19 protein-coding genes and 2 pseudogenes are annotated in these 26780 nt (G+C 71.2%); 15 read left to right on the top strand and 6 right to left on the bottom strand.

The annotated features are described in order from the left end of the window. Nucleotides 1-98: 98 nt before the first annotated feature. A complete protein-coding gene (locus ACWGJM_RS19065) occupies nucleotides 99-1826 on the bottom strand; it encodes a recombinase family protein (RefSeq protein ID WP_453412834.1) in 1728 nt (575 codons plus the stop codon). Nucleotides 1827-1867: 41 nt separating this feature from the next. On the opposite strand from ACWGJM_RS19065, the pseudogene ACWGJM_RS19070 reads away from it, so the two are divergent. From ACWGJM_RS19070 to holA, 4 genes and pseudogenes are all read left to right on the top strand, one after another. Further along, nucleotides 1868-2011, top strand: a pseudogene (locus ACWGJM_RS19070) (ComEC/Rec2 family competence protein); the annotation flags it as partial. Between the two features lie 4 nt (nucleotides 2012-2015). Further along, nucleotides 2016-2843, top strand: coding sequence for an arylamine N-acetyltransferase family protein (locus ACWGJM_RS19075; RefSeq protein ID WP_453412835.1), 828 nt, complete (start codon nucleotides 2016-2018; stop codon nucleotides 2841-2843). A gap of 4 nt (nucleotides 2844-2847) precedes the next feature. Then, a complete protein-coding gene (locus ACWGJM_RS19080; protein WP_453412836.1) occupies nucleotides 2848-3093 on the top strand; it encodes a hypothetical protein in 246 nt (81 codons plus the stop codon). Between the two features lie 53 nt (nucleotides 3094-3146). Then, a complete protein-coding gene (gene holA, locus ACWGJM_RS19085) occupies nucleotides 3147-4136 on the top strand; it encodes a DNA polymerase III subunit delta (protein WP_453412837.1) in 990 nt (329 codons plus the stop codon). 200 nt (nucleotides 4137-4336) lie between these two features. On the opposite strand, the gene rpsT is transcribed toward holA, so the two are convergent. Continuing rightward, complete coding sequence (rpsT, locus tag ACWGJM_RS19090; protein ID WP_361797179.1) at nucleotides 4337-4603, bottom strand: 30S ribosomal protein S20; 267 nt, start codon at nucleotides 4601-4603, stop codon at nucleotides 4337-4339. A 220-nt stretch (nucleotides 4604-4823) separates the two neighbouring features. Between rpsT and lepA the strand changes: the two genes are divergently transcribed. Beyond that, entirely contained in the window at nucleotides 4824-6692 is a 1869-nt protein-coding gene (gene lepA, locus ACWGJM_RS19095) for a translation elongation factor 4 (protein WP_453412838.1), read from the top strand. Between the two features lie 261 nt (nucleotides 6693-6953). Further along, the gene (locus tag ACWGJM_RS19100) at nucleotides 6954-8828 is read left to right on the top strand and encodes an AMP-dependent synthetase/ligase (protein ID WP_453412839.1); all 1875 of its coding nucleotides are present in this window, start codon (nucleotides 6954-6956) and stop codon (nucleotides 8826-8828) included. 14 nt (nucleotides 8829-8842) lie between these two features. On the opposite strand, the pseudogene ACWGJM_RS19105 reads toward ACWGJM_RS19100, so the two are convergent. Together ACWGJM_RS19105 and ACWGJM_RS19110 are read right to left on the bottom strand one after the other, a co-directional pair. Further along, a pseudogene (locus ACWGJM_RS19105) lies at nucleotides 8843-8947 on the bottom strand (response regulator); the annotation flags it as partial. A 43-nt stretch (nucleotides 8948-8990) separates the two neighbouring features. After that, nucleotides 8991-13082, bottom strand: a complete 4092-nt coding sequence (locus ACWGJM_RS19110) for a HAMP domain-containing protein (protein ID WP_453412840.1) — start codon at nucleotides 13080-13082, stop codon at nucleotides 8991-8993. 113 nt (nucleotides 13083-13195) lie between these two features. On the opposite strand from ACWGJM_RS19110, the gene ACWGJM_RS19115 reads away from it, so the two are divergent. Together ACWGJM_RS19115 and hemW are read left to right on the top strand one after the other, a co-directional pair. Beyond that, complete coding sequence (locus ACWGJM_RS19115; RefSeq protein WP_453412841.1) at nucleotides 13196-15154, top strand: SpoIIE family protein phosphatase; 1959 nt, start codon at nucleotides 13196-13198, stop codon at nucleotides 15152-15154. A gap of 27 nt (nucleotides 15155-15181) precedes the next feature. Further along, complete coding sequence (gene hemW / locus ACWGJM_RS19120; protein WP_453412842.1) at nucleotides 15182-16414, top strand: radical SAM family heme chaperone HemW; 1233 nt, start codon at nucleotides 15182-15184, stop codon at nucleotides 16412-16414. A 19-nt stretch (nucleotides 16415-16433) separates the two neighbouring features. Here hemW and ACWGJM_RS19125 read toward each other — a convergent pair whose 3' ends face one another. Continuing rightward, nucleotides 16434-17249 (bottom strand): DUF3097 domain-containing protein, encoded by an 816-nt coding sequence (locus tag ACWGJM_RS19125; RefSeq protein WP_453412843.1) that lies wholly within the window; start codon nucleotides 17247-17249, stop codon nucleotides 16434-16436. Between the two features lie 31 nt (nucleotides 17250-17280). Next, entirely contained in the window at nucleotides 17281-18006 is a 726-nt protein-coding gene (locus tag ACWGJM_RS19130; RefSeq protein ID WP_453412844.1) for an MBL fold metallo-hydrolase, read from the bottom strand. A gap of 173 nt (nucleotides 18007-18179) precedes the next feature. On the opposite strand from ACWGJM_RS19130, the gene hrcA reads away from it, so the two are divergent. The 7 genes from hrcA to ACWGJM_RS19165 all read left to right on the top strand — a co-directional run bounded on the left by hrcA (nucleotide 18180) and on the right by ACWGJM_RS19165 (nucleotide 26771). Further along, complete coding sequence (hrcA, locus tag ACWGJM_RS19135; protein ID WP_453412845.1) at nucleotides 18180-19196, top strand: heat-inducible transcriptional repressor HrcA; 1017 nt, start codon at nucleotides 18180-18182, stop codon at nucleotides 19194-19196. After that, a complete protein-coding gene (gene dnaJ / locus ACWGJM_RS19140) occupies nucleotides 19197-20333 on the top strand; it encodes a molecular chaperone DnaJ (protein WP_453412846.1) in 1137 nt (378 codons plus the stop codon). Nucleotides 20334-20558: 225 nt separating this feature from the next. Then, nucleotides 20559-21632, top strand: coding sequence for a nitronate monooxygenase (locus tag ACWGJM_RS19145; protein WP_453412847.1), 1074 nt, complete (start codon nucleotides 20559-20561; stop codon nucleotides 21630-21632). After that, nucleotides 21629-22381, top strand: coding sequence for a 16S rRNA (uracil(1498)-N(3))-methyltransferase (locus ACWGJM_RS19150; RefSeq protein ID WP_453412848.1), 753 nt, complete (start codon nucleotides 21629-21631; stop codon nucleotides 22379-22381). The genes ACWGJM_RS19145 and ACWGJM_RS19150 overlap by 4 nt, the downstream gene beginning before the upstream one ends. 16 nt (nucleotides 22382-22397) lie before the next feature. Further along, nucleotides 22398-22790, top strand: a complete 393-nt coding sequence (locus tag ACWGJM_RS19155) for a VOC family protein (RefSeq protein ID WP_453412849.1) — start codon at nucleotides 22398-22400, stop codon at nucleotides 22788-22790. Nucleotides 22791-22912: 122 nt separating this feature from the next. Beyond that, nucleotides 22913-23488, top strand: a complete 576-nt coding sequence (locus ACWGJM_RS19160) for a hypothetical protein (protein WP_453412850.1) — start codon at nucleotides 22913-22915, stop codon at nucleotides 23486-23488. Nucleotides 23489-23534: 46 nt separating this feature from the next. Further along, the gene (locus ACWGJM_RS19165) at nucleotides 23535-26771 is read left to right on the top strand and encodes a S41 family peptidase (protein WP_453412851.1); all 3237 of its coding nucleotides are present in this window, start codon (nucleotides 23535-23537) and stop codon (nucleotides 26769-26771) included. Nucleotides 26772-26780 lie beyond the last annotated feature (9 nt).

Raw genomic sequence — 26780 nt, forward strand, 5'->3', positions numbered from 1 at the left:
CCTGAGGCTCTGTGCGCCTGCCTGCGGGCAGCAGAGAGCCCCGCCCGACCGATCCACGCGGGACCAGCCGACGGGGCTCAGCGGGGCGCTCAGGGCGTCTAGGCGTTCAATTGCCGCGCTGCGTCAGCGTCGCCGAGTAGCTCCGCAAGCTCGATGGCATCGGCCGGGATATCGCCTGCTGCCGCATTGAAGAACGGGTCTCGGACGTTGAAGTCCACCCGCCGCTCATCCAACTTGCGCCAGCCTCCACGTGCCGCACGCTTCACGCTCAGGTGCGCCCCGGCGTCCTGCAACATCTGTCGCCTGCCCGCCGTGTCGGCCTTCACCCAGAGCGTGTCGTAGGTCTTGCCGGTACGGATTTCCTCAGTGCGGGGCTCCACCTTTTCGCGGGACTCAAGGTCAGCGAGCCGCGCGTCAAGGGCATCTGCGTGCCTCTGCCACGCTGCCTTAGCCGCATTCGACTTTTGGCGCCCCTGCTGCGCCTGATGCTCTTCGAACTCGGCGAGAGTGGCGTCAATCTCCGGCTGCGGGTCGTATCCGGGAATGGTGCGGGTCTGGGTGACTTCCAGCGCCCCCAGCATCCGCAGAAACTCGCGCTCTGCGTACTCTTCGGCCCACTCGCGTTTGATGATGGCGGGCGCATCGCACTTATGACCCCTAGTGTGCGCGCCGCACTTGTAGGTTTCCGTCTTGCTGGTGCTCTTGCTGGTGGGAGACGGCCGGTGAAGATACATCCGTTCCCCGCAGCTATCGCAGTGAATGACCCGGAGCAGGAGTGCCACGCTGTCCACCCGGTCCGCCGGTTTGTTATCCACGGAGCGCTCAGCCAGAACAGCGCCGATAGCGTCGAATTCCGCGCGGGTGAGTATCGGCTCGGCGGTAGCCATGACGGGCGCACCCTCGCTGTCCCGCACAGGCTTGTTATCGGTGATCTTCCATCCCAACAGGCGCTGAGAGGTCAAGAGTTCTTTGATGGCTCCGTGTCGCCATGTAAAGCGCCCTCGAACGACAGTCTCGCCAGCCTTACCGCCAGTCTTCCCGCCGGTTTCCCGTCCCTGCTTGAGACTCCAGTGATCACGGGACGAGGGAATGCCGTCCTCATTTAGTCCGCGTGCGATTGCTGCAAGGCTCTTACCGGGAATGCCCTGGCTCGGGTCTCCCATGAGTTCCCGGATGATGCGCTCAAGTACGGCCACGGCTTCCGGGTCCTGAACCAGGGTCCAGCCGCCACCTTCCAGGGGGGCGGGCATGTAGCCGTACGGCGGACGGGACCCACGCCAGCGAAGAGGCATGGCCCGCATTGCTGCCTGTGCGCTGGTCACGCGTTCGCGGATGGACTGAGCTTCCATCTGTGCGGCGAACGCGAACAGCGTGACCATGAGCTGAGCCATGGGGTCCAGCGAGTTGCGGAAGTCGAGCACCAGGCGCCCACCCGGCCCCTCGGCGAACACGATCATTTTGCAGTTTTCGCGCGCCCACTTCGCCAATTCGTGCATGTCGTCCATGGATCGGACGGCGCGATCGAAGCGCCAGAAAACCAGCGCGTCAAAGTCGTTCGGGTGGCGAAGCCAAGAGCCCAATTCCGGGCGCTCAAAGGGCGTGGTCTTGCTTGCGCTTACTCCCAGGTCGACGGCTTCCCGGTCGGCAAGGTCGATTCCCAGAGAGGCGGCAGCGCCTCGGTTGGCCTCCCGCTGGCGCTCGGGGCTGGTGGTCTCGTCGGTGAGTACGGACAGGCGGAGGCAGGACACGCCCCTGAGTTGAGTGGTCATGCGCGTGTACTGGCGAGTCGGATACTCGGTGCCTCTGACCTGCGCAGATGTCGTCATGGCCGGTGTCTCCCAGAACTGCTAGTCGGAGACCCTTTGGAAACCCGTACGGCCACCCGGCGCCCGGCACGGTACAGGCGCTGCGGGCCGAGGGCGCGGTGGTGCTGCGCACGGACCGGGACGGCGCGCTGGCGGTCGGGGGGACCGGCGGGGCGGACGGGGAGGTGCGGGTGGCGAGAGACTGAGGGCATGAACTCCGCACAGGCCGACGCCTACCTCCGCCGTCTCGGAGCCGCGCACCCGGCGCGGCCCACCGCCGAAGCACTGCGCGAACTGCATCTCGCCCATCTTCGGACCGTGCCCTTCGAGAACCTGTCCGTGCACCTCGGAGAGGAGATCGTGCTGGAGGAGAAACGGCTCGTGGACAAGCTGGTGGGCGCGCGGCGGGGCGGGTTCTGCTACGAACTGAACGGTGCCTTCGGGGCGTTGCTCGCCGCGCTCGGCTTCGACGTCCACCTGATCGCGGGGCGGGTGTACGGGGACGAGGGCCGGCTGGGGATCCCGTACGACCATCTGGCGCTGCGGGTGCGGACGGTGGACGCGGGTGAATGGCTCGCCGACGTCGGGTTCGGGGCGCACAGCCACCATCCGCTGAAGCTGGGGGAGCGGGGCGAGCAGCGGGACCCCGGCGGCACGTTCCGGATCGAGGCGGCCGGGCCGGACGCGGCCACGGACCTGGACGTCGTGCGGGACGGCAATCCCCAGTACTGCCTGGAGACCCGGCCCCGGGCGCTCGGCGACTTCGCCGCCGGTGCCTGGTGGCACAGCACCTCGCCGCGGTCGCACTTCACGCGGTCCCTGGTCTGCTCACGGGTCACGGAGGACGGAGGGCGGGTCACCCTGAGCGGTCGCAGATGGACGGTGACGGCCCCCGACGGGACGCGTGAGGTGCGGGGACTGGGCTCGGACGAGGAGGTGCTCGCGGTGTACCGGGAGCGGTTCGGGATCGAGCTGACCACCGTGCCGACCGTGGGAGTGCCCGCCGTGGAGGCGCCGGTCGTGGGTCGCGGAGAATGACGCGGTGAGCGATGTGAGACATGTGCTGGTGCTGCCCGACCGGGATGCCGCGGAAGAGGTGGCTGAGGCGCTCGGGGAGCGGTTCGGTGTCAAGGAGGAGCCGCAGCTGGTGCGGGACGCGCTGGCCGGTGAGGACGACGCCGAGGACGCGCAGTGGCTCCTCGTCCTGCGGGACGAGGAGGAGCGGCTGGCCGCGGAGGACCTGGACGCGCTGGCCGGCGAGTGGGACGGCTGGCGCGAGGAGCCGTAGGCCGCGGGGCCGGCGCCGGGGCGTTGTCAGTGGCGCGTGGGATGCTTGTCGCGATGGCCAGGAAGACTGCGAATGACGACCCTCTCGCCCCGGTGACCCTTGCCGTGGGCCAGGAGGACCTCCTGCTCGACCGTGCCGTGCGGGAGGTGGTGGCCGCCGCCAGGGCCGCCGACGCCGACACGGACGTGCGGGACCTGAACCCGGACCAGTTGCAGCCCGGCACGCTCGCCGAGCTGACCAGCCCCTCGCTCTTCGCTGAGCGCAAGGTGGTGGTCGTACGCAACGCTCAGGATCTGTCGGCCGACACGGTCAAGGACGTGAAGGCGTATCTCGGATCGCCCGCGGAGGAGATCACCCTCGTGCTGCTGCACGCGGGCGGCGCGAAGGGCAAGGGACTGCTCGATGCCGCGCGCAAGGCGGGGGCGCGCGAGGTGGCGTGCCCGAAGATGACCAAGCCGGCCGACCGGCTGGCGTTCGTGCGCGGGGAGTTCCGCGGGTTCGGGCGGTCGGCCACGCCCGAGGCGTGCCAGGCGCTGGTGGACGCGATCGGGAGCGATCTGCGGGAGCTGGCGTCGGCGGTCTCGCAGCTGGTCGCCGACGTCGAGGAGACGATCGACGAGGCCGTCGTCGGGCGGTACTACACCGGGCGGGCCGAGGCCTCCAGCTTCACGGTCGCGGACCGGGCGGTCGAGGGGCGTACGGCGGAAGCCCTGGAGGCGCTCAGATGGTCGCTGGCGACCGGGGTGGCGCCGGTGCTGATCACCAGCGCGCTGGCCCAGGGCGTACGGGCCATCGGAAAGCTGTCGTCGGCGCGCGGTGGCCGCCCCGCCGACCTCGCCCGGGAGCTGGGCATGCCGCCCTGGAAGATCGACCGGGTGCGGCAGCAGATGCGCGGGTGGACGCCGGACGGGGTGGCGATCGCCATGCGGGCGGTGGCCGAGGCGGACGCGGGCGTGAAGGGCGGCGGGGACGATCCCGAGTACGCCCTGGAGAAGGCGGTCGTCACCATCGCACGGGCGGCGCGGTCCAGAGGGCGGGCGTAGAACAGCAGCACTGGGCGGTCACGCCGAAGGCCCCGGCACCCGCCCTGGGGAAGGACGGAGGCCGGGGCCTTCGGTTCAGGCTGTCGGATCCGCGCCCGCGTGGCGAACGCAGGCCGCGCGCGGATCCTGGGGTGCCGGTCGGGAGCGGATGAGAGAGGGCCCGCTCTGGGTCCTTCCGGCGATCAGATCAAAGAAGAGGTTCAGCCCTTGAGGGACGCGACCTTGTTGGCCAGCGCCGACTTCTTGTTGGCGGCCTGGTTCTTGTGGATGACGCCCTTCGAGACGGCCTTGTCGAGCTGACGCGCGGCAGCGCGCTGGTACTCGGTGGCCTTCTCGACGTCACCCGCGGCAGCAGCCTCACGGGCCTTGCGGATCGCGGTCTTCAGGGAAGACTTGACGGCCTTGTTGCGCAGCCGGGCCTTCTCGTTGGTCTTGATCCGCTTGATCTGGGACTTGATGTTCGCCACGAATGAGCCTTCTCAGGTTCTGGCACGGGGCCGCACTGGTCCCGCGCCGGTGATTTCTTGGGTCGTGCCTCACGCAGAGACGGCATGAGACACAGCCACCCAGCCTACCAGCGGCCCACCGAGTGGCCCAAACCCGTCGCCGGTCCCCACCCGTGGGACCATGGAGACTACGTATCGATCCGACCCGAGGCATAAGGCGCCTCAAGAGACAGGACCCTGCGTGCCCGCGACCCCTAACCATGTGCCCGAGCCGAGCCGTACCGACCCGGCACTGATCCGCAATTTCTGCATCATCGCGCACATCGACCACGGCAAGTCCACGCTCGCCGACCGGATGCTCCAGCTGACCGGTGTGGTCGAGCAGCGGCAGATGCGTGCTCAGTACCTCGACCGGATGGACATCGAGCGTGAGCGCGGTATCACGATCAAGTCCCAGGCGGTGCGCCTGCCGTGGGCTCCCACCCACGACCCCGGCAACACGCACATCCTCAACATGATCGACACCCCGGGGCACGTCGACTTCACCTACGAGGTCTCGCGGTCGCTCGCCGCCTGCGAGGGGACCGTCCTCCTCGTGGACGCCGCCCAGGGCATCGAGGCGCAGACCCTCGCCAACCTGTACCTGGCGATGGAGAACGACCTCGCCATCATCCCGGTGCTCAACAAGATCGACCTGCCGGCCGCCCAGCCGGAGAAGTTCGCCGAGGAACTGGCCAACCTCGTCGGCTGCGACCCCGACGACGTGCTCAAGGTCTCCGCCAAGACCGGCCTCGGCGTGGAGGCGCTGCTCGACAAGGTCGTCGCCGAGATCCCCGCCCCGGTGGGCGTCAAGGACGCCCCCGCGCGCGCCATGATCTTCGACTCGGTCTATGACTCCTACCGCGGCGTCGTGACGTACGTACGAGTCATCGACGGGCAGCTCAACAAGCGCGAGCGCATCAGGATGATGTCCACCGGCGCCACCCACGAGCTGCTGGAGATCGGGACCAACTCGCCCGAGATGCTGCCGGCGGACGGCCTCGGCGTCGGCGAGGTGGGCTACCTGATCACCGGCGTGAAGGACGTCCGCCAGTCCAAGGTCGGTGACACCGTCACCAGCCAGGCCAAGGGCGCCACGGAGGCGCTCGGCGGCTACAAGGACCCCAAGCCGATGGTCTTCTCCGGCCTGTATCCGCTGGACGGCTCCGACTACCCCGAGCTGCGCGAGGCCCTCGACAAACTCCAGCTCAACGACGCCGCGCTCGTCTACGAGCCGGAGACCTCCGCCGCCCTCGGCTTCGGTTTCCGCGTCGGCTTCCTGGGCCTGCTGCACCTCGACGTGATCCGCGAGCGCCTGGAGCGCGAGTTCGGCCTCGACCTGATCGCCACCGCGCCGAACGTCGTCTACCGCGTGGTCATGGAGGACGGCAGCGAGCACACCGTCACCAATCCGAGCGAGTTCCCCGAGGGGAAGATCGGCGAGGTGTACGAGCCGGTCGTGCGTGCCACCATCCTGGCGCCGAGCGAGTTCATCGGGTCGATCATGGAGCTGTGCCAGACCCGGCGCGGCACGCTCCTCGGCATGGACTACCTCTCCGAGGACCGGGTCGAGATCCGCTACACGCTCCCGCTCGCCGAGATCGTCTTCGACTTCTTCGACCAGCTGAAGTCCAAGACGCGCGGCTATGCCTCCCTCGACTACGAGCCCACCGGCGAACAGAGCAGCTCACTTGTCAAGGTCGACATCCTGCTGCACGGCGACAAGGTGGACGCCTTCTCCGCGATCACGCACCGTGACCAGGCGTACGCCTACGGCGTGCGGCTCGTGGCCAAGCTCAAGGAGCTGATCCCGCGGCAGGCCTTCGAGGTCCCCGTCCAGGCCGCCATCGGCTCCCGGGTCATCGCCCGCGAGACCATCCGCGCCATCCGCAAGGACGTCCTCGCCAAGTGCTACGGCGGTGACATCTCCCGCAAGCGGAAGCTGCTGGAGAAGCAGAAGGAAGGCAAGAAGCGGATGAAGATGGTGGGTTCCGTGGAGGTTCCGCAGGAGGCCTTCATCGCGGTCCTCTCCAGCGATGACAGCGCGGGGTCGGCCAAGGGCAAGAAGTAACCACCGGTAATAAGGGGTGGCGTCCGTAAATCGGGTGCAACGGGGGCTCGTCGTGCGAAAGTGCGGTGGGCCCCTACGCGTGCGTAGCGTCGCTCTCTGTACGAAGTGACATGCCGCCGCCCCTTACGCGTCGGCGCGTAGCGCTTTACTCTGATCCCTGCTCGATAGTTACTCGCGAGTTAAACAACTGGCCGAACCACTGCCCGTGAGTCACCCAAGCCGCAACTGACAGCCGCACCGTCGCGGGCCCCGGAGGATGTCGTGAGCGACACACAGACACTGATCGAGAACCGTCCGCCGTCCGTCGCGGCCCTCTTCCTGGAGCGCGTCGACGCCACACCGGACGCCGAGGCGTACCGCTACCCCGTACCGCCGGCCTCGGGCCAGGGCCCCGACGACTGGAAGTCGCTGAGCTGGGGACAGACCGCCGAGCGCGTCCACGCGATCGCGGCCGGTCTCATCGAGCTGGGCGTGCAGCCGGAGCAGCGGGTGGCGCTGGCCTCCTCGACCCGGGTCGAGTGGATCCTCGCCGACCTGGGCATCCTGTGCGCCGGTGCGGCCACGACCACCATCTACCCGCAGACCAACGCCGACGAGTCGGCCTTCATCCTCTCCGACTCCGAGAGCCGGGTGCTGATCGCGGAGAACGCCGACCAGCTCGCCAAGGCGGTCGAGAAGCGCTCCGAGCTGCCCGAGCTGCACCACGTGGTGGTCATCGACCCGGCCGGCGTGGAGACCGGCGACTGGGTGCTCACCCTCGCCGAGCTCGAGCAGCGCGGTGCCGCGTACCTGGAGAAGCACCCCGAGCTGATCAAGGAGCGGGTCGGCGCCATCGCCAAGGACCAGCTGGCGACGCTGATCTACACCTCCGGCACCACCGGCCGCCCCAAGGGCGTCCGCCTCCCGCACGACAACTGGTCGTACATGGCGAAGGCGATCTCCGCGACCGGGCTGATCAGCGCCGAGGACGTGCAGTACCTGTGGCTGCCGCTCGCGCACGTCTTCGGCAAGGTGCTCACCTCCGGGCAGATCGAGGTCGGGCACGTCACCGCCGTCGACGGCCGCGTCGACAAGATCATCGAGAACCTGCCGGTGGTGCAGCCGACCTACATGGCGGCCGTCCCGCGCATCTTCGAGAAGGTCTACAACGGCGTCGCCGCCAAGGCCCGCGCCGGCGGAGCCGCCAAGTACAAGATCTTCCAGTGGGCCGCCGAGGTCTCCCGCGAGTACGCCAAGGTCTCGCAGGACAACTTCCGCCGCACCGGCACCCACTCCGTGCCCTTCGGCCTCGGCGCCAAGCACAAGGCCGCTGACGCGCTCGTCTTCGCCAAGATCCGCGAGGCCTTCGGCGGCCGGCTGCGGGCGTGCGTGTCGGGATCGGCCGCCCTGGCCCCCGAGATCGGCTACTTCTTCGCCGGTGCCGGTATCCACATCCTGGAGGGCTACGGCCTCACGGAGTCCTCGGCCGCCTCCTTCGTCAACCCCGGCGAGGCGTACCGCACCGGCACGGTCGGCAAGCCGCTGCCCGGCACCGAGGTGCGCATCGCGGAAGACGGCGAGATCCTCCTGCGGGGCCCCGGCATCATGCAGGGCTACCACCAGCTGCCCGAGAAGACCGCCGAGGTCCTGGAGTCGGACGGCTGGTTCCACACCGGCGACATCGGCGAGCTGTCGCCCGACGGTTACCTGCGCATCACCGACCGCAAGAAGGACCTGATCAAAACCTCGGGCGGCAAGTACATCGCGCCCGCCGAGGTCGAGGGCCAGTTCAAGGCCGTGTGCCCGTACGTCTCCAACATCCTCGTGCACGGCGCCGACCGGAACTTCTGCACCGCCCTCATCGCCCTCGACGAGCCGTCGATCCTCGAGTGGGCCAAGGAGAACGGGCTGGGGGGCAAGTCGTACGCCGAGGTCGTCGCCGCGCCGGTCACCGTCGAGATGGTCGACGGCTACGTCCGGCAGCTCAACACCGGCCTCCAGCGCTGGCAGACCATCAAGAAGTTCCGCCTCCTGCCGCGCGACCTCGACGTCGAGCACGGCGAGATCACCCCGAGCCTGAAGCTGAAGCGGCCGGTGGTGGAGCGGGAGTACAAGCACCTCATCGACGAGATGTACGCGGGGTCGCGGGAGGCGTAGCGAGCGGTGGGGGAGCGCCGGCGGAGCGCCTTCATCGCCTCCTCGCTGGAACGGGCGCGGACCAGCGGCTCGTCGAGGGAGCCCAGGACGGCCTCCAGGGCTGTCAGGCTGTCCTCCATGTCGTCGACCAGGAGGATGCCGGCACGCTCGCCGGTCCAGGTCTCACTCACCCGCCGGCTCTCCGGTGCCGGCGCTCCCCTCCGGGTCCAGCAGCGCGCAGACCACCGTGAGCAGCCGGTCCACGTCCACCGGCTTGGGTACGTAGTCGTCGGCGCCGCGCGCGATGGACTTCTCCCGGTCGCCGGGCATGGCCTTCGCGGTCAGGGCGACGATGGGCAGACCGGCCCAGCGGGGGGTGCGGCGGACGGCGGAGATCGTCTCGTAGCCGTCCATCTCCGGCATCATGATGTCCATCAGGACCAGTTCGACGTCCGGGTTGCGTTCGAGGGTCTCGATGCCCTCCCGGCCGTTCTCCGCGTACAGCACGGGCATGCCGACGCGGCCCAGGACATGGGTGAGCGCGAAGACGTTGCGGATGTCGTCGTCGACGATCAGTACCCGCCTGCCGGGCAGCACCTGCCCGGCGCGGCCCGTCTGCCACGCCTCCAGCTTGGCGGGTGTGGGCCAGCAGTCGTCCGCCGCGAGAGGCTCCGCCGAGGGCTCCGGCACCCGGTCGTCCGCCGCCGGGCCGGCCTCCGTGTGACCGGGGCTGACGACGGGGACGTACAGCGTGAAGGTGGACCCCTTGCCGGGTTCGCTCTCCGCGACGATCCGGCCGCCGAGCAGGCCCGCGATCTCCCGGCTGATGGACAGCCCGAGTCCTGTGCCGCCGTACTTGCGGTTCGTCGTGCCGTCGGCCTGCTGGAACGCCTCGAAGATCACCGGGAGTTTCTCCGGGGCGATCCCGATGCCGGTGTCGGTGACGGCGAACGCGATCACCTCGTCGCTGTCGCGGACGTACCGGTGTTCCGCGTCCTGCACCCGGTTCACCCGCAGCTCCACCCGGCCCGTCGCGGTGAACTTGATCGCGTTGGAGAGCAGGTTGCGCAGGATCTGCTGGAGGCGCTGCTCGTCCGAGTACATCTCCCGCGGTACGTTCTCGCCGACCGTGATCTCGAACGCGAGCCCCCGGTCGATGGTGAGCGGGCGGAAAGCGGCGTGGACGTAGTCCAGCAGCTTGATCAGCGGCAGCCGCTTCGGGCGGACGTCCATGCGGCCCGCCTCGATCTTCGACAGGTCCAGGATGTCGTTGATCAGCTGGAGCAGGTCGGAGCCGGAGCGGTGGATCGTCGTCGCGAACTGGACCTCCTGGTCGGAGAGGTGGCCGTCGGGGTTGTCGGACAGCAGCCGGGCCAGGATCAGCAGCGAGTTCAGCGGGGTGCGCAGCTCGTGCGACATGTTGGCGAGGAACTCCGACTTGTACTGCGACGACGTCGCGAGCAGCGCGGCCTTCTCCTCCAGTTCCGCGTTGGAGCGCTGCAACTCCGCCTGCTGTTCCTGGAGTTCGTCGGAGCGCTCCTGGAGCTGCATCGCCAGCCGCTGGGACTCGCCGAGCAGGGACTCCGTACGGGAGTTGGCGATGATCGTGTTGATGGCGACGCCGATGGTGTTCACGAACTGGTCGAAGAACGCCAGGTGCACATCGGAGAAGCGGGAGAAGGAGGCGAGTTCGATCACGCCGAGGAGCTTGTCCTCGAACAGGATCGGGATGATGACGATGGTGGTGGGGGCCGCCTCGCCCAGACCGCTGTTGATCTTGATGTAGTCCGGCGGGGCCTCCTCCACCAGGATCCGCTTCTTCTCCCGGGCCGCCTGGCGGACCAGGCCGTGCACCGGGAGACCGCCGGTCTCGACGGTCGCGCCCTCCGCCGACCCGTACCCGGCGATGAACGCCAGCCCCTTGGCGGGCACGGTACCGCGGACCGCCGGGTCCTCCTCCGGGTTGGCCAGGTAGAACGCGCCGTACTGGGCGTTCACCAGCGGGGTCAGTTCGCGCAGGATCAGGTCGGCGACCTCCATCAGGTCCCGGTGGCCCTGCATCAGCGCGGCCAGCCGGGCCAGGTTGGACTCCAGCCAGTCCTTGGCCCGGGTGGTCTCGCGCAGGTTGGCCACCATCAGGTTGATGTTGTCCTTCAGCTCGGCCACCTCGCCGCGCGTCTCCACGGTGATCGAGCGCGACATGTCGCCCTGGGCCACCGCGGAGGCGACCTCGGCGATGGCGCGGACCTGGGTGGTCAGGTTCGACGCGAGTTCGTTCACGTTCGTCGTCAGGCGCTTCCAGGTGCCGTACACGCCTTCGACCCTCGCCTGGCCGCCGAGTTGGCCCTCGCTGCCCACCTCCCGGGCCACGCGGGTGACCTCGGAGGAGAAGGAGGACAGCGTGTCGACCATCGTGTTGATGGCGGTCTTCAGCTCCAGGATCTCGCCGCGCGCGTCCACGTCGATCTTCTTGGACAGGTCGCCGTTGGCGACGGCCGTGGTGACCTGCGCGATGTTGCGGACCTGCGAAGTGAGGTTGTCCGCCATGTAGTTGACGTTGTCGGTCAGGTCCCGCCAGACCCCCAGGACGCCCAGCACCTGGGCCCGTCCGCCCAGCCGGCCGTCGGTGCCCACCTCGCGGGCCACCCGGGTCACCTCGTCGGCGAAGGCCCGCAGCTGCTCCACCATCGTGTTGACGGTGTCCTTCAGCTCCAGGATCTCGCCGCGCGCGTCGACTGTGATCTTCTTCGACAGGTCGCCGTTGGCGACGGCGGTGGTCACCTGGGCGATGTTGCGCACCTGGGAAGTCAGGTTCAGCGCCATGAAGTTGACGTTGTCGGTGAGGTCCTTCCAGACGCCCGAGACACCCCGGACCTGCGCCTGACCGCCGAGATTGCCCTCGGTGCCGACCTCGCGGGCCACGCGGGTGACCTCGTCGGCGAAGGCGGAGAGCTGGTCGACCATCGTGTTGATCGTGGACTTCAGCTCCAGTATCTCGCCCTTCGCCTCCACCGTGATCTTCTTGCCGAGGTCGCCCTGCGCCACGGCGGTCGAGACGAGCGCGATGTTGCGGACCTGGGAGGTCAGGTTGTCCGCCATGAAGTTGACGTTCTCCGTCAGGTCCTTCCACACCCCGGACACCCCGCGCACCTGTGCCCGCCCGCCCAGGTTGCCCTCGGTGCCGACCTCGCGGGCCACGCGGGTGACCTCGTCGGCGAAGGCGGAGAGCTGGTCGACCATGGTGTTGATCGTCGACTTCAGCTCCAGGATCTCGCCCTGCGCGTCAACGGTGATCTTCTGGCTCAGGTCGCCGTTGGCGACGGCGGTGGTGACCTGGGCGATGTTGCGGACCTGGGAGGTCAGGTTCGACGCCATGAAGTTGACGTTGTCGGTCAGGTCCTTCCAGACCCCGGACGCACCCCGCACCTGCGCCCGGCCGCCCAGCCGGCCCTCGGTGCCGACCTCGCGGGCGACCCGGGTCACCTCGTCGGCGAAGGCGGACAGCTGGTCCACCATCGTGTTCACCGTGAGCTTCAGCTCCAGCAGCTCGCCGGTCGCCTCCACCGTCACCGTCCGGGTCAGATCGCCGCGCGCCACCGCCGTGGTCACCAGGGCGATGTCGCGGACCTGCGCGGTCAGCCGGGCCGCCATCGTGTTGACCGCCTCGGTCACGTCCCGCCAGCTGCCCGACAGTCCCCGCACCTTCGCCCGCCCGCCGAGCCGGCCCTCGGTGCCGACCTCGCGCGCCACCCGGGTCACCTCGCCGGTGAACAGGGACAGCTGGTCGACCATCGTGTTCACCGCCCGGCCGAGCCGCCGCAGATCGCCCCGCAACTGACGGCTGCCGTCGTGCAGGTCGACCCGCTGGGTCAGGTCACCCCCGGCCACCGCGTCCAGCACGCGCGTGGCGTTGGCCGCCGGGGCCACCAGGGCGTCCAGGATCTGGTTCACGTCGTTCACCCGGGATGTCCAGGCACCCTGCCCCGGGCTTGCCGAGACCCGCTCGTCGAGCCGGCCGTGCCGCACCAACTCCCGCTTCACCCGCTGCACTTCCGAGTTGAAGTGCACACTGCGGTCCATGATCTGGTTGTGGACCGCGATGAGTTCGGCGACGATCCCGTGACCCGTCTCCGGTACCTTCGTGAAGTCGCCGTCCCGGGCGGCGGTCATCGCGGCGAGCAGCGGTCCCAGTTCGGACGCACGCGGTTCGGATGCTCGGACTTGTTCCGTTTTCTGTCCGTCTTCGAGCACACGCGTGCCAGTGTTCTCACTCATGGCGGCCCACTTCGGTAACTCGGCGCTTATGGGCGCAGTCAGTCTGTCACTCTGTCCGCAGTCACCGAGACGCATTCGTCTGAAGTTCGTCCGATCTGCTCGGGGAGTCGGCCATGGGCGCCATACCGACGCAACGGGAAACCGTTTCCCGTGCCTCTGATGTGCCCGCGCACGGGGGCGCGGGGGAGCGTACGGCGATATGCGCGAACCTTCCCGGAAGCCCCCTCGCGCCCAGATCCGCCCGCGCACTGCTGCGCGCGGCGCTCGCCGAGTGGACCGAGCTCGGCCTCGCGCCCTCCCAGCGGCTCGCCGACGACGCCATGGTGGTCGTCAACGAACTCGTCACCAACGCCGTCGTGCACGCGGGCACCGACGTCGAGCTGACCTGCCGCCTGGAGGAGACCGGCGCGCTCGTCGTCGAGGCCCGCGACCACCACCCCTCCCGCGCCCCGCGCCGCGGTGGCACCGAAACGCCGCACGAGCTCCCCGAGTACGGGCGCGGCCTGCGCCTGGTCGCCACCCTCGCCGAGGCCTGGGGCGTCACCTACCGCACCGGCGCCAAGACGGTCTGGGCGCGCCTGCCCGCCGAGGACAGGCCGGCCGCCGAGGAACCCGAGGCCTACGCCGCCGAACGCGGGCTGGAGGTCGCCGGGATCCTCGCCTTCGACCCGCCCCCGCTGTCCACCGCACTCGAACGGGGCGACCCCCACCGCGCCGAACGCGACCGCGAATGGCTCGGCCGCGGCGCCCTGTCCTTCCTCGCCGAGGCCTCCGACCTGCTCGCCGGACAACTCGACGAGAACCTCGTCGCCGCCCTCACCGGACAGCTGCTCGTGCCCCGGCTCGCCGACTGGTGCGCGGTGTGGCTGGAGGACGAGTCGACCGGCCGATGGGGGGCCGCCCGCTCGGGCGGAACCGGGAACGGGGCAGGCTGGGGCGACGGGGCGGGAGCGCCGGGGCCCCGGCTGGCGCGGGTGTGGCACGGCAGCGAGAACCGCATCGAGGAACTGCGCCGCGCCCTGGAGAAGGACCCGCCCCGCCCCCGGGACGGCTTACGGTCCGGACCCGAGCCCTACCCCTGGCCCGGCGAGGCGCTCGGCCCGCACGGCACGGACGGCTCCGCGCTGGCGTACCGGCTGATCGCGGGCGGCCGTCCGCTGGGCACGCTGGTGATCGGACGGTGCGGACCGCCGGCCTTCCCCGACGAGATCACCGGCCTGGTCGAGGACCTCAGCCGCCGGGTGGCGCTGGCCATCGGCGCGGCCCGCCAGTACGCCCGCCAGGCCACCATCAGCGCCGTCCTCCAGCGCGGGCTGCTGCCCGGCGCGGTCGCCGAGATCCCGGGCGTGAGCAGCGCACTCGTCTACGAGCCGTGCGACAAGGGCGGCCCCAGCGGCGACTTCTACGACCTGTTCCCGGCGGGCGACGGCCGCTGGTGCTTCGCGGTGGGCGACGTACAGGGAAAGGGACCGGAGGCCGCCGTGGTGATCGGGCTCGCCCGCCCCTGGCTGCGGCTCCTCGCTCGTGAGGGCTACCGCGTCGCCGATGTCCTCGACCGCCTCAACCAGCTCCTCCTGGACGACGCCACCGAGGCCGCCGACGCCGCCGCCCGCGCCCTGGTCGCCGGCGGCCGCCCCGTCGCCCCCGGCGACGGCCCGCAGACCCGCTTCCTCTCCCTGCTCTACGGCGAGCTCACCCCTTTCGACGGCGGCATCCGCTGCACCCTCGCCTCCGCCGGACACCCCCTGCCGCTGCTCCTCGGGCCCGACGGCCGGGTCCGTACGGTCGCGAAGCCGCAAACGCTCCTCGGGGTCATCGAGGACGAGACGTACACCAGCGAGACCTTCGAGCTGCGACCCGGAGACACCCTGCTGTGCGTCACGGACGGGGTGACCGAGCGGCGCTCCGGCTCCCGCCAGTTCGACGACGGCGACGGGCTCGCGCAAGCGCTCGCGGGCTGCGCGGGGCTGAGCGCCGAGCTGATCGCGGAGCGCATCCGCCGGCTGGTGCACGAGTTCGGCGGCGGCCTGCCGGAGGACGACCTGGCGCTGCTGGTGCTCCAGGCGGAGTAGTCCCGCCGGTACGGGACAATGGAGGGCATGCCCTCCGCACTCCCCGACGGCGAGCCCGTCCCCGCCGACGGCGCCCTGCCCGCGTCCGCGCTGGCCGGGGCCGCCGACCGGCCCCTCGGCTTCTATCTGCACGTCCCGTACTGCGCGACCCGCTGCGGCTACTGCGACTTCAACACCTACACCGCCACCGAGCTGCGCGGCACCGGCGGCGTGCTCGCCTCCCGCGAGAACTACGCGGACACCCTGACCGACGAGATCCGCCTGGCCCGCAAGGTGCTCGGCGACGACCCGCGCGAGGTCCGCACGGTGTTCGTCGGCGGCGGTACGCCCACGCTGCTGGCCGCCGACGACCTGGTACGGATGCTGGGCGCGATCCGCGACGAGTTCGGCTTCGCGCCCGACGCGGAGATCACGACCGAGGCGAACCCGGAGTCCGTGGACCCGGCGTACCTCGCGCGGCTGCGGGAGGGCGGCTTCAACCGGATCTCCTTCGGCATGCAGAGCGCGCGGCAGCACGTGCTGCGCGTGCTCGACCGGACGCACACCCCGGGCCGCCCGGAGGCCTGCGTGACGGAGGCGCGCGCGGCGGGCTTCGAGCACGTCAACCTGGACCTGATCTACGGCACGCCCGGCGAGTCGGACGACGACTGGCGGGCCTCGCTCGACGCGGCCCTCGGCGCCGGGCCGGACCACATCTCCGCCTACGCCCTGATCGTCGAGGAGGGCACCCAGCTCGCCCGCCGCATCCGCCGGGGCGAGGTCCCGATGACCGACGACGACGTCCACGCCGACCGCTACCTGATCGCGGAGGAGCGGCTGTCGGCGGCCGGCTTCGACTGGTACGAGGTCTCCAACTGGGCCACCTCCGAGTCGGGCCGCTGCCTGCACAACGAGCTGTACTGGCGGGGCGCCGACTGGTGGGGCGCGGGGCCGGGGGCGCACTCGCACGTGGGGGGCGTCCGGTGGTGGAACGTGAAGCACCCGGGGGCGTACGCGGCGGCTCTGGCGGCGGGGCGGTCGCCGGGCGCCGGGCGGGAGCTCCTGTCCGACGAGGACCGGCGAGTGGAGCGCATCCTGCTGGAGCTGCGGCTGCGGGAGGGTGCGCCGCTGTCGCTGCTGAAGGAGGAGGGCCTGGCGGCTTCGCGGCGGGCGCTGGGGGAGGGGCTGCTGGAGGCGGGGCCGTACGACGACGGGCGGGCCGTGCTGACGCTGCGGGGGCGGCTGCTGGCCGACGCGGTGGTGCGGGACCTGGTGGACTGATTCGGCGCCTGCCAGGGCCTCAGGCCCCACCGCCGGCCGTGACGAAGTCGATCAGTTCCTCCACCCGCCCCAGCAGCTCCGGCTCCAGGTCCTTGTAGGACCCCACCCGCTTCAGCATCGCCTGCCACACCGCCCCGGTGTTCTCCGACGGCCAGCCCAGCGCCCGGCAGACCCCCGTCTTCCAGTCCTGCCCCTTCGGCACCGTCGGCCACGCCTCGATCCCCAGTGCGGCCGGCTTCACGGCCTCCCAGATGTCGATGTACGGGTGGCCGACCACCAGCGCGTGCTCGCTGGTCACCGACTCGGCGATGCGCCACTCCTTCGTGCCCGGGACGAGGTGGTCCACCAGCACGCCGAGGCGGGCGTCCGGTCCGGGCGCGAACTCGGCCACGATGGCGGGGAGGTCGTCCACGCCCTCCAGGTACTCCACCACCACGCCCTCGATGCGCAGGTCGTCGCCCCACACCTTCTCGACCAGTTCCGCGTCGTGCCGGCCCTCGACGTAGATGCGCCCGGCGCGGGCCACGCGCGCGCGTGCGCCGGGGACGGCGACCGAACCGGAGGCGGTGCGGGCGGGACGTAGCGGAGCCGACGACGGCGGCCGCACCAGCGTGACCACCCTGCCCTCGAGCAGGAACCCGCGCGGCTCCAGCGGAAACACCCGGTGCTTGCCGAAGCGGTCCTCCAGGGTCACCGTGCCCGCCTCGCAGCGGATCACCGCGCCGCAGAATCCGGTGCCGGGCTCCTCCACCACCAGACCGCCCTCCGCCGGGACCTCCGGGACGGGCTTCGGCTTCTTCCACGGAGGGGTCAGGTCGGCGGAGTACTGGCGCATTCGGCAGACGATAGGAGAAGCCGTACCGCCATCAGGGCGACACGCCGAAACGCGCCGCCAACTCGTCGCGCTGCCGCCGCACGAACGCCGCGTCCACCACCGCTCCGTGACCGGGCACGTACAGCGCGTCCTCGCCCCCGAGGTCGAGCAGCCGGTCGAGGGCGGCGGGCCACTGGGACGGTACGGCGTCGGGGCCGGCCTGCGGTTCGCCGGACTCCTCGACCAGGTCGCCGCAGAACACCACCTCGGGCTCGCCGGGGACGAGGACCACGAGGTCGTGGGCGCTGTGCCCCGGGCCCACGTTGGCCAGCAGCGCCTGGCGGCCGCCGCCGAGGTCGAGGGTCCACTCGCCCGAGACCAGATGGCGGGGCACGGGAAGAGCGTTCACCGCCTCGTCCGCCTCCGCCACCGGCAGGCCCTGCCGGACGGCGTCCAGGCGGAGCTCCGCGCGTTCGTGCGTGAGCAGCGCGTCCATGCCCACCGCCGCGAACATCTCCGCGCCCGCGAAGGCCGCCGCACCGAGCACATGGTCGAAATGGGGGTGGGTGAGCGCGAGATGGGTCACACGGCCCCCGGCCAGCTCCTGCGCCTGTGCGCGCAGGAGCGCGCCTTCGGCGAGACTCGACCCGGCGTCCACCACGAGCGCCGTACCCTCGCCGAGGACCAGCCCCGTCGTGCAGTCCCAATGCGGCAGCCGGACCCGCCCCACCCCGGCGGCCACCCGCTCCCACCCCAGCTCTTCCCAAGTCACGGTCATACCGCGACGCTAGCGGGTACGACCACACCCAGGTACAGCGGCACGAACCGGCCTTGCCCGGGGTGTACCCCACGGCCGTACACTGGGCCGGGGAATGCTGGCACTCACAAGCGCAGAGTGCCAGGCGAAGGGCCCGAGGGCCGCAGGGGACGACTTTCTGGAGGTGTGCGCGGATGCTGAGTGAACGCAGGCTTCAGGTGCTGCGCGCCATCGTCCAGGACTACGTCGGCACCGAGGAGCCCGTCGGCTCGAAAGCGCTCACCGAGCGGCACAGCCTCGGCGTCTCCCCGGCCACCGTCCGCAACGACATGGCGGCCCTGGAGGACGAGGGGTACATCGCCCAGCCGCACACCAGCGCCGGGCGCATCCCCACCGACAAGGGCTACCGGCTCTTCGTCGACAAGCTCGCGGGCGTCAAGCCGATGACCGCCCCCGAGCGGCGGGCGATCCAGAACTTCCTCGACGGCGCCGTCGACCTCGACGACGTCGTGGCCCGCACGGTGCGGCTGCTCGCGCAGCTGACCCGGCAGGTCGCGGTCGTGCAGTACCCTTCGCTGACCCGCTCGACCGTGCGGCACGTGGAGCTGCTCTCGCTCGCCCCCGCGCGTGTGATGCTCGTGCTGATCACGGACACCGGCCGGGTCGAGCAGCGGATGGTCGACTGTCCGGCCCCGTTCGGCGAGGCGTCTCTGGCGGATCTGCGCGCGCGGCTGAACAGCCGGGTCGCGGGTCGCCGGTTCGCGGATGTGCCGCGGCTGGTCGAGGACCTCCCGGAGGGCTTCGACGCAGAGGATCGCGGTACGGTCTCGACCGTGCTCTCCACCCTGCTGGAGACACTCGTCGAGGAGAATGAGGAGCGGCTGATGATCGGCGGTACCGCCAATCTCACCCGTTTCGGACATGACTTTCCCCTCACCATCCGGCCGGTGCTCGAAGCACTGGAGGAGCAGGTCGTCCTGCTCAAGTTGCTGGGCGAGGCGAAGGATTCGGGCATGACCGTGCGCATCGGCCACGAGAACGCCCATGAGGGACTCAACTCCACGTCGGTGGTGTCGGTCGGCTACGGTTCGGGCGGCGAGGCGGTTGCCAAGCTCGGCGTGGTCGGACCGACCCGCATGGACTACCCGGGAACGATGGGAGCGGTACGCGCAGTGGCACGGTACGTCGGACAGATCCTGGCGGAGTCGTAAGTGGCCACGGACTACTACGCCGTTCTCGGCGTGCGCCGCGACGCGTCGCAGGAAGAGATCAAGAAGGCCTTCCGTCGGCTCGCGCGCGAGCTGCATCCGGACGTCAATCCTGATCCCAAGACGCAGGAGCGCTTCAAGGAGATCAACGCCGCCTACGAGGTGCTGTCGGACCCGCAGAAGAAGCAGGTCTACGACCTCGGCGGCGATCCGCTCTCGCAGTCCGGCGGCGCCGGCGCGGGAGGCTTCGGGGCCGGTGGCTTCGGCAACTTCTCCGACATCATGGACGCCTTCTTCGGTACGGCGTCCCAGCGCGGCCCGCGCTCGCGGACGAGGCGCGGCCAGGACGCGATGATCCGCATCGAGGTCGAGCTGGACGAGGCGGCCTTCGGTACGACCAAGGACATCCAGGTCGACACGGCGGTGGTCTGCAACACCTGCAACGGCGAGGGTGCCGCGCCGGGCACGACCGCCCAGACGTGCGACATGTGCCGCGGCCGCGGTGAGGTGTCCCAGGTCACCCGGTCCTTCCTGGGCCAGGTCATGACCTCGCGCCCCTGCCCGCAGTGCCAGGGCTTCGGCACGGTCGTGCCGACGCCGTGCCCGGAGTGCGCCGGCGACGGCCGCGTACGCTCCCGGCGGACCCTGACCGTGAAGATTCCGGCCGGTGTCGACAACGGCACCCGCATCCAGCTCGCCGGTGAGGGCGAGGTCGGGCCGGGCGGCGGTCCCGCCGGTGACCTGTACGTCGAGATCCACGAGCTGCCGCACTCCACCTTCCAGCGGCGCGGCGACGACCTGCACTGCACGGTCACCATCCCGATGACCGCGGCCTCCCTCGGCACCAAGGTGCCGCTGGAGACGCTGGACGGCATGGAGGAGGTCGACATCCGCCCGGGCACCCAGTCCGGCCAGTCGATCCCGCTGCACAACCGGGGCGTCACGCATCTGCGCGGCGGCGGCCGGGGTGACCTGATCGTGCACGTCGAGGTCATGACCCCGACGAAGCTCGACCCCGAGCAGGAACGCCTGCTCCGCGAGCTGGCCAAGCTGCGGGGCGAGGAACGCCCGCAGGGGCAGTTCCAACCGGGGCAGCAGGGGTTGTTCTCGCGGTTGAAGGATGCGTTCAACGGGCGCTGACGCGGGTTGGCGTGCGGTGGCTGGTCGCTCTGCCGGGGGTCCGGGGGTCGTCCCCCGGGCAGGCACAGTCGGCCGGGGCAGCAGGGGTTGTTCTCGCGGTTGAAGGATGCGTTCAACGGGCGCTGAGGAGCCGTTTTACGGGCTCTGACCGCCGATAATGCCGCTGGCACATGTCAGTGGAAGCCCGGATTCGGACTTGTTCGGAGGACGTGACAACATGCCGTCATGTCCTCCGCGCTGACCGATCTCTTCGCTTATCCGATCGTGCAGGCCCCCATGGCGGGCGGTGTCTCCGTGCCGCGGCTCGCCGCCGCCGTCTCCGAGGCGGGCGGTCTCGGGTTCCTGGCCGCCGGGTACAAGACCGCCGACGGCATGTACCAGGAGATCAAGCAGCTGCGGAGCCTGACCGGCCGCCCCTTCGGCGTGAACCTCTTCATGCCGCAGCCGGAATATGCCGAGTCCGGTGCGATCGAGGTCTACGCCCACCAGCTGGCCGGCGAGGCCGCCTGGTACGAGACCGGGCTCGGGGACCCGGACAGCGGCCGGGACGACGGCTACGACGCCAAGCTCGCCGTGCTGCTGGACAACCCGGTGCCGCTGGTCTCGTTCCACTTCGGCGTGCCGAGCCGGGACGTGCTCGACTCGCTGCGCCGTGCCGGCACCCTCACCCTGGTCACCGCGACCACCGCCGAGGAGGCCCTCGCCGTGGAGCGGGCCGGGGCCGACGTGGTCATCGCGCAGGGCGTGGAGGCCGGCGGCCACCACGGCGCCCACCGGGACATCCAGGAGAACGACGGCTCCGGCATAGGCCTCCTCTCGCTGATCGCCCAGGTCCGCGAGACCGTGAGCATCCCGATCGTCGCCGCCGGCGGCATCATGCGCGGCAGCCAGATCGCCGCGGCCAGGGCGGCCGGCGCGAGCGCGGCCCAGCTGGGCACCGCGTTCCTCGCCACCCCCGAGTCCGGCGCGAACGCCCTGCACAAGCAGGCGCTGACCAACCCGCTGTTCGCCCGCACCGAGCTGACCCGCGCGTTCTCCGGCCGCCCGGCCCGCGGCCTGGTCAACCGGTTCCTGCGCGAGCACGGCCCGTACGCCCCCGCCGCCTACCCGGAGGTCCACCACCTGACCTCGCCACTGCGCAAGGCCGCCGCCAAGGCCGGTGACGCGCAGGGCATGGCGCTGTGGGCGGGCCAGGGGCACCGGATGGCGCGCGACCTGCCGGCCGGGCAGCTGGTCGAGGTGCTGGCCGCCGAGGCCGAGGCGGCGACGACAGCGTTGTCCCAGGGCGGTGCCCGGTGACCGCGCCGGTCTTCGTGGTCGACTCCCTGGAGGGCGTGGGCCCCGGCTCGACCATCGACGTGACAGGCCCGGAAGGGCGGCACGCGGTCTCCGTACGGCGGCTTCAGCCCGGCGAGGACGTGGTGGTCACCGACGGGCAGGGCCGGGGGGCGGCCGGGGTCGTCCTCAGCGCGCAGGGCAAGGACCATCTGGTCGTCGAGCCCTTCGAGTTCCCGGTGGAACCGGAGCCCAGCCCCCGTATCACCGTCGTCCAGGCCCTGCCCAAGGGCGACCGAGGTGAGCTCGCCGTGGAGACGATGACCGAGACCGGCGTCGACGCGATCGTGCCCTGGGCGGCGTCCCGCTGTATCACCCAGTGGAAGGGCGAGCGCGGCCTGAAGGCGCTCGGCAAGTGGCGCGCCACCGCCCGCGAGGCCGGCAAGCAGTCCCGGCGGCTGCGCTTCCCGGACGTCGCGGACGCGGCGACGACCAAGCAGGTTGCACAGCTTCTCGCCAAAGCCGACTTCGCCGCCGTCCTGCACGAGGACCGGGACTACCCGAGCGAGCCGCTGGCCACCGCCGAACTCCCCGCCGAGGGCGAGATCGTGCTGGTGGTCGGCCCCGAAGGAGGCGTCGCCGCACAGGAGTTGGCGCTCTTCGAGGAGGCGGGCGCGAAGGCGTACCGGCTCGGGCGTACCGTACTGCGTACATCGACCGCCGGGACCGCTGCGGCGGCCCTGCTCCTGGGCCGTACCGGCCGCTGGTCCTGACCGCTGGGGGAAGACCGTGGAACTCGCCCAAGTACGGCTGCTGGTCAGCGACTTCAGCGCCTGCTACCGGTTCTACGCCGACGTGCTCGGCCTGAAGCCGCAGTCCGGCGCGACCGGGGGACCGTACGAGAAGTTCAGCCCGGCCACCGGCTCCGCCGGGATCGCGCTACAGGACCGCTCGATGATGGCCGAAGTGCTGGACGAGCTGGGCGACACCGCGACCGGCCACCGCTCCCTGGTGGTCCTGCGCGTCGACGACCTCGACGCCTACTGCACGGAGATCGCCGGCCGCGGCGCCACCCTCCTGCACGGCCCGGCCCCCATGACCGAACGCATGCGAGTCGCCCACCTCAAGGACCCGGAGGGCAACCTGGTCGAACTCCAGGAGTGGCTGCTGCTGCGCACCTGACGAGCCCACGCGCACCGGGGACGGCGGGGGACCGGAGAGACACCCGAAGGTGAGGCGCCCGAACACTCGAGTGGCCATATGCGCCCTACCGCCCCGTCCCCGTCGGTGGCACGCTGCCCTGCATGGGGGCTTTCAGGCATATTCGGCAAAGGTCCCGCCGGACGCGGGTGACGCGGGCGGCGGCCGTGGCGGGGCTCGCGGTGGTGGCCGTCGGCGGCGTCGCGGCGTGCGAGCCGACCGATCTGAGTTCGGCGTCGGTGGCATACACGACGGACAGGACCGCGACCGCGGAGCTGGAGCGGCAGCACGTGAAGGTGCAGTGGCTCACCTGCACGGGCAGCTACGGAGGCAAGGGCTACACCCCGGGGAAGACGCCGTCGCCGAGCGAGAGCACCGTCGTCACCGTCGACTGCCAGGGACAGACGGACGACGGACGGAAGATCACCGTCACCGGCAAGGTCACCAAGGCCGTAGACGGCGCGTGCGTACGCGGCGACCTCACCGCGAAGGTCGGCGGCAAGGAGTGGTTCCACGTGGACGGGCTGGGCAACTGCGACGCCAAGCCCGGACCCACGTACACCCCGCCTGTCACCTACCGGCCTTCGAACGGGCAGCCCCGCCCCACCGTCACCGTCACGGTCACCAAGACCATCTGGTGCAAGGGCGATCCGACCTGCTGGCCCGTCGAGGGCAAGTGATCGGAAACCGGACCCGCGGGCGCCGTCCGCTGCGTAGGGTGATCGGGTGACCCAGGGCGCATCCACCACGACAGCGGCAACCCCGGCATACCTCCGATTCCCGCATGTGCAAGGCGAGTTGGTCGCCTTCACCGCCGAGGACGACGTGTGGCTCGCCCCGCTCGACGGCGGCCGGGCCTGGCGGGTCAGCGCAGACAACGTCCCGGTGACCCATCCGCGCATCTCGCCCGACGGCACGACGGTCGCCTGGACCTCCACCCGCGACGGCGCCCCCGAGGTGCACATCGCCCCCGTCACCGGCGGCCCGGCGAAGCGGCTGACGCACTGGGGGAGTTGGCGCACCCAGGTGCGCGGCTGGACCCCCGATGGGCGGGTCCTGGCGCTCAGCACCCAGGGCCAGGCCAGCCTGCGCCGCAGCTGGGCCCACGCGATCCCGCTGGACGGCGGGCCCGCCGGCATCCTGCCGCACGGACCCGTCGGGGACGTGGCGTACGGCCCGGCCACCGTGCTGCTGTCCGCGCCGATGGGCCGCGAGGCCGCCTGGTGGAAGCGCTACCGGGGCGGTACGGCGGGCAAGTTGTGGATCGACCGTGCGGCCGAAGGTGAAGAAGGGGCCGGGGAGTTCGTACGGCTGCACGAGGAACTCGACGGGAACATCGAGTACCCGGTGTGGGTGGGGGAGCGCATAGCCTTCCTGTCCGACCACGAGGGCACCGGAGCGCTGTACTCCTCCCTCGCCGACGGCTCCGACCTGCGCCGGCACACCCCTGTCGACGGCTTCTACGCCCGGCACGCCGCAGGCGACGGCACCCGCGTCGTCTACACCGCCGCCGGTGAGCTGTGGCTCCTGGACGACCTGGACGGCGCCGAGCCGCGGCGGCTCGACATCCGGCTCGGCGGGCCGCGCACGGACCTCCAGCCGCACCCGGTGAACGCCGGCCGCTGGTTCGACTCCGCCGCCCCCGACCACACCGCGCGCGGCAGCGCCGTCGAGGTGCGCGGCGCCGTCCACTGGGTCACCCACCGCTCCGGGCCCGCCCGCGCGCTCGCCGCGCGGCCCGGCGTCCGGGCCCGGCTGCCGCGGGCCTTCCGCGCCGACGGTGAGGAGTGGGTGGTGTGGGTGACCGACGCCGAGGGCGACGACGCCCTGGAGTTCGCCCCCGCCACCGGACTCGCGCCCGGCGCCACCCCCCGGCGGCTCGCCGCCGGACAGCTCGGCCGGGTCCTGGAGCTGGCCATGGCCCCCGACGGCAGCCGGGCCGCCGTCGCCGCGCACGACGGGCGGCTGCTGCTCGTCGAGCGGGAGACCGGCGAGGTGCGCGAGGTCGACCGCAGCGAGGACGGCGAGGCCTCCGGGCTGGTCTTCTCGCCCGACTCGGCCTGGCTCGCCTGGTCCCACCCCGGTCCCCGCCCCCTGTCCCAGCTGCGGCTCGCCCACACCACCGACCTGTCGGTCACCGACGCGACCCCGCTGCGCTTCCAGGACTACGCGCCCGCCTTCACCCTCGACGGAAAGCACCTCGCCTTCCTCTCCACCCGCGCCTTCGACCCGGTCTACGACGAGCACGTCTTCGACCTGGCCTTCGTGGTCGGCTCCCGCCCCTACCTGATCACCCTCGCCGCCACCACCCCCTCGCCGTTCGGCCCGCAGCGGCACGGCCGGCCCTTCGACGCGCCCGACAAGGACGAGACCCCCGACAGCGAGGGCACCCCGACCACCCGGATAGACCTGGAGGGGCTCGCCGACCGGATCGTGCCCTTCCCGGTCGAGGCCGCCCGCTACTCCAACCTGCGCGCCGCCAAGGACGGGGTGCTGTGGCTGCGCCACCCGGTGCGCGGCGTCCTCGGCGCCTCCCGGGCCACCCCCGACGACCCCGACCCCAAGACCGAACTGGAGCGCTACGACCTCGCCCAGCAGCGCATCGAGCACCTCGCCGCCGACGCCGACCACTTCGAGGTCAGCGGCGACGGCAGACGCGTCCTGCTGTGGACCGACGGCCGGCTTAGGGTCGTCCCCAGTGACCGGCGCGCCTCCACCGACGACGACGACACCTCCGTCACCGTCGACCTCGCGCGGGTGAGGCAGACCGTCGACCCGGCCGCCGAGTGGCGCCAGATGTACGACGAGACCGGCCGCATCATGCGTGACCACTTCTGGCGGGCGGACCTGGGCGGCGTCGACTGGGACGGCGTCCTCGACCGCTACCGCCCGGTGCTGGACCGCATCGCCACCCGAGACGACCTCGTCGACCTGCTGTGGGAGGTGCACGGCGAACTCGGCACCTCGCACGCGTACGTCACGCAGTACGGCGCACACGGCGGCGGTCCCCGCCAGGGCCTGCTCGGCGCCGACATCTCCCGCCACGAGGACGGCAGCTGGCGCATCGACCGCATCCTGCCCGCGGAGACCTCCGACCCCGACGCCCGCGCCCCGCTCGCCGCGCCAGGCGTCGCGGTGCGCGCCGGGGACGCGATCGTCGCCGTCGCCGGGCACCCCGTCGACCCGGTGACCGGTCCGGGCCCGCTGCTCGTCGGCACGGCCGGCCAGGCGACCGAGCTGACCGTCTCACCGGCCGGCGGCGGCGAGCCGCGGCACGCGGTGGTGGTCCCGGTCGCCGACGAGGAGCCGCTGCGCTACCACGCCTGGGTCACCGACCGGCGCGCCCACGTCCACGAGCTCTCCGGCGGCCGGCTCGGCTACCTCCACGTGCCCGACATGCAGGCCCCCGGCTGGGCCCAGATCCACCGGGACCTGCGGGTGGAGGTGGCCCGCGAGGGGCTCGTCGTCGACGTCCGGGAGAACCGCGGCGGCCACACCTCCCAGCTGGTCGTCGAGAAGCTGGCCCGGCGGATCGTCGGCTGGGCCCGGCCACGCGGCCAGCGGCCCTACAGCTACCCGCAGGACGCGCCCCGGGGTCCGGTCGTCGTGGTCGCCAACGAGTTCTCCGGCTCCGACGGCGACATCGTCAACGCGGCGATCAAGGCGCTCGGCATCGGTCCGGTCGTCGGCACCCGTACCTGGGGCGGTGTCATCGGCATCGACAGCCGCTACCACCTGGTCGACGGCACGCTGATCACCCAGCCCAAGTACGCGATGTGGCTGGAGGGTTACGGCTGGAGCGTGGAGAACCACGGCGTGGACCCGGACGTGGAGGTGGTCCAGCGCCCGCAGGACTGGGCCGCCGGCCGGGACGTCCAGCTGGACGAGGCGGTACGGATGGCGCTGGCCGCGCTGGAGGACGACCCGGCGAAGACCCCGCCGTCATTGCCGGGCCTGGACTGACACCCCGGG

Source organism: Streptomyces sp. NPDC054834 (assembly GCF_053611185.1).

Bases quoted from the DNA above. Each gene is read 5' to 3' on its own strand.
- ACWGJM_RS19065 (WP_453412834.1), bottom strand. From the start codon at position 1,826: ATGACGACATCTGCGCAGGTCAGAGGCACCGAGTATCCGACTCGCCAG.
- ACWGJM_RS19075 (WP_453412835.1), top strand. From the start codon at position 2,016: ATGAACTCCGCACAGGCCGACGCCTACCTCCGCCGTCTCGGAGCCGCG.
- holA (WP_453412837.1), top strand. From the start codon at position 3,147: ATGGCCAGGAAGACTGCGAATGACGACCCTCTCGCCCCGGTGACCCTT.
- ACWGJM_RS19110 (WP_453412840.1), bottom strand. From the start codon at position 13,082: ATGAGTGAGAACACTGGCACGCGTGTGCTCGAAGACGGACAGAAAACG.
- ACWGJM_RS19115 (WP_453412841.1), top strand. From the start codon at position 13,196: ATGGGCGCCATACCGACGCAACGGGAAACCGTTTCCCGTGCCTCTGAT.
- hemW (WP_453412842.1), top strand. From the start codon at position 15,182: ATGCCCTCCGCACTCCCCGACGGCGAGCCCGTCCCCGCCGACGGCGCC.
- ACWGJM_RS19125 (WP_453412843.1), bottom strand. From the start codon at position 17,249: ATGCGCCAGTACTCCGCCGACCTGACCCCTCCGTGGAAGAAGCCGAAG.
- ACWGJM_RS19130 (WP_453412844.1), bottom strand. From the start codon at position 18,006: ATGACCGTGACTTGGGAAGAGCTGGGGTGGGAGCGGGTGGCCGCCGGG.
- hrcA (WP_453412845.1), top strand. From the start codon at position 18,180: ATGCTGAGTGAACGCAGGCTTCAGGTGCTGCGCGCCATCGTCCAGGAC.
- ACWGJM_RS19145 (WP_453412847.1), top strand. From the start codon at position 20,559: ATGTCCTCCGCGCTGACCGATCTCTTCGCTTATCCGATCGTGCAGGCC.
- ACWGJM_RS19160 (WP_453412850.1), top strand. From the start codon at position 22,913: ATGGGGGCTTTCAGGCATATTCGGCAAAGGTCCCGCCGGACGCGGGTG.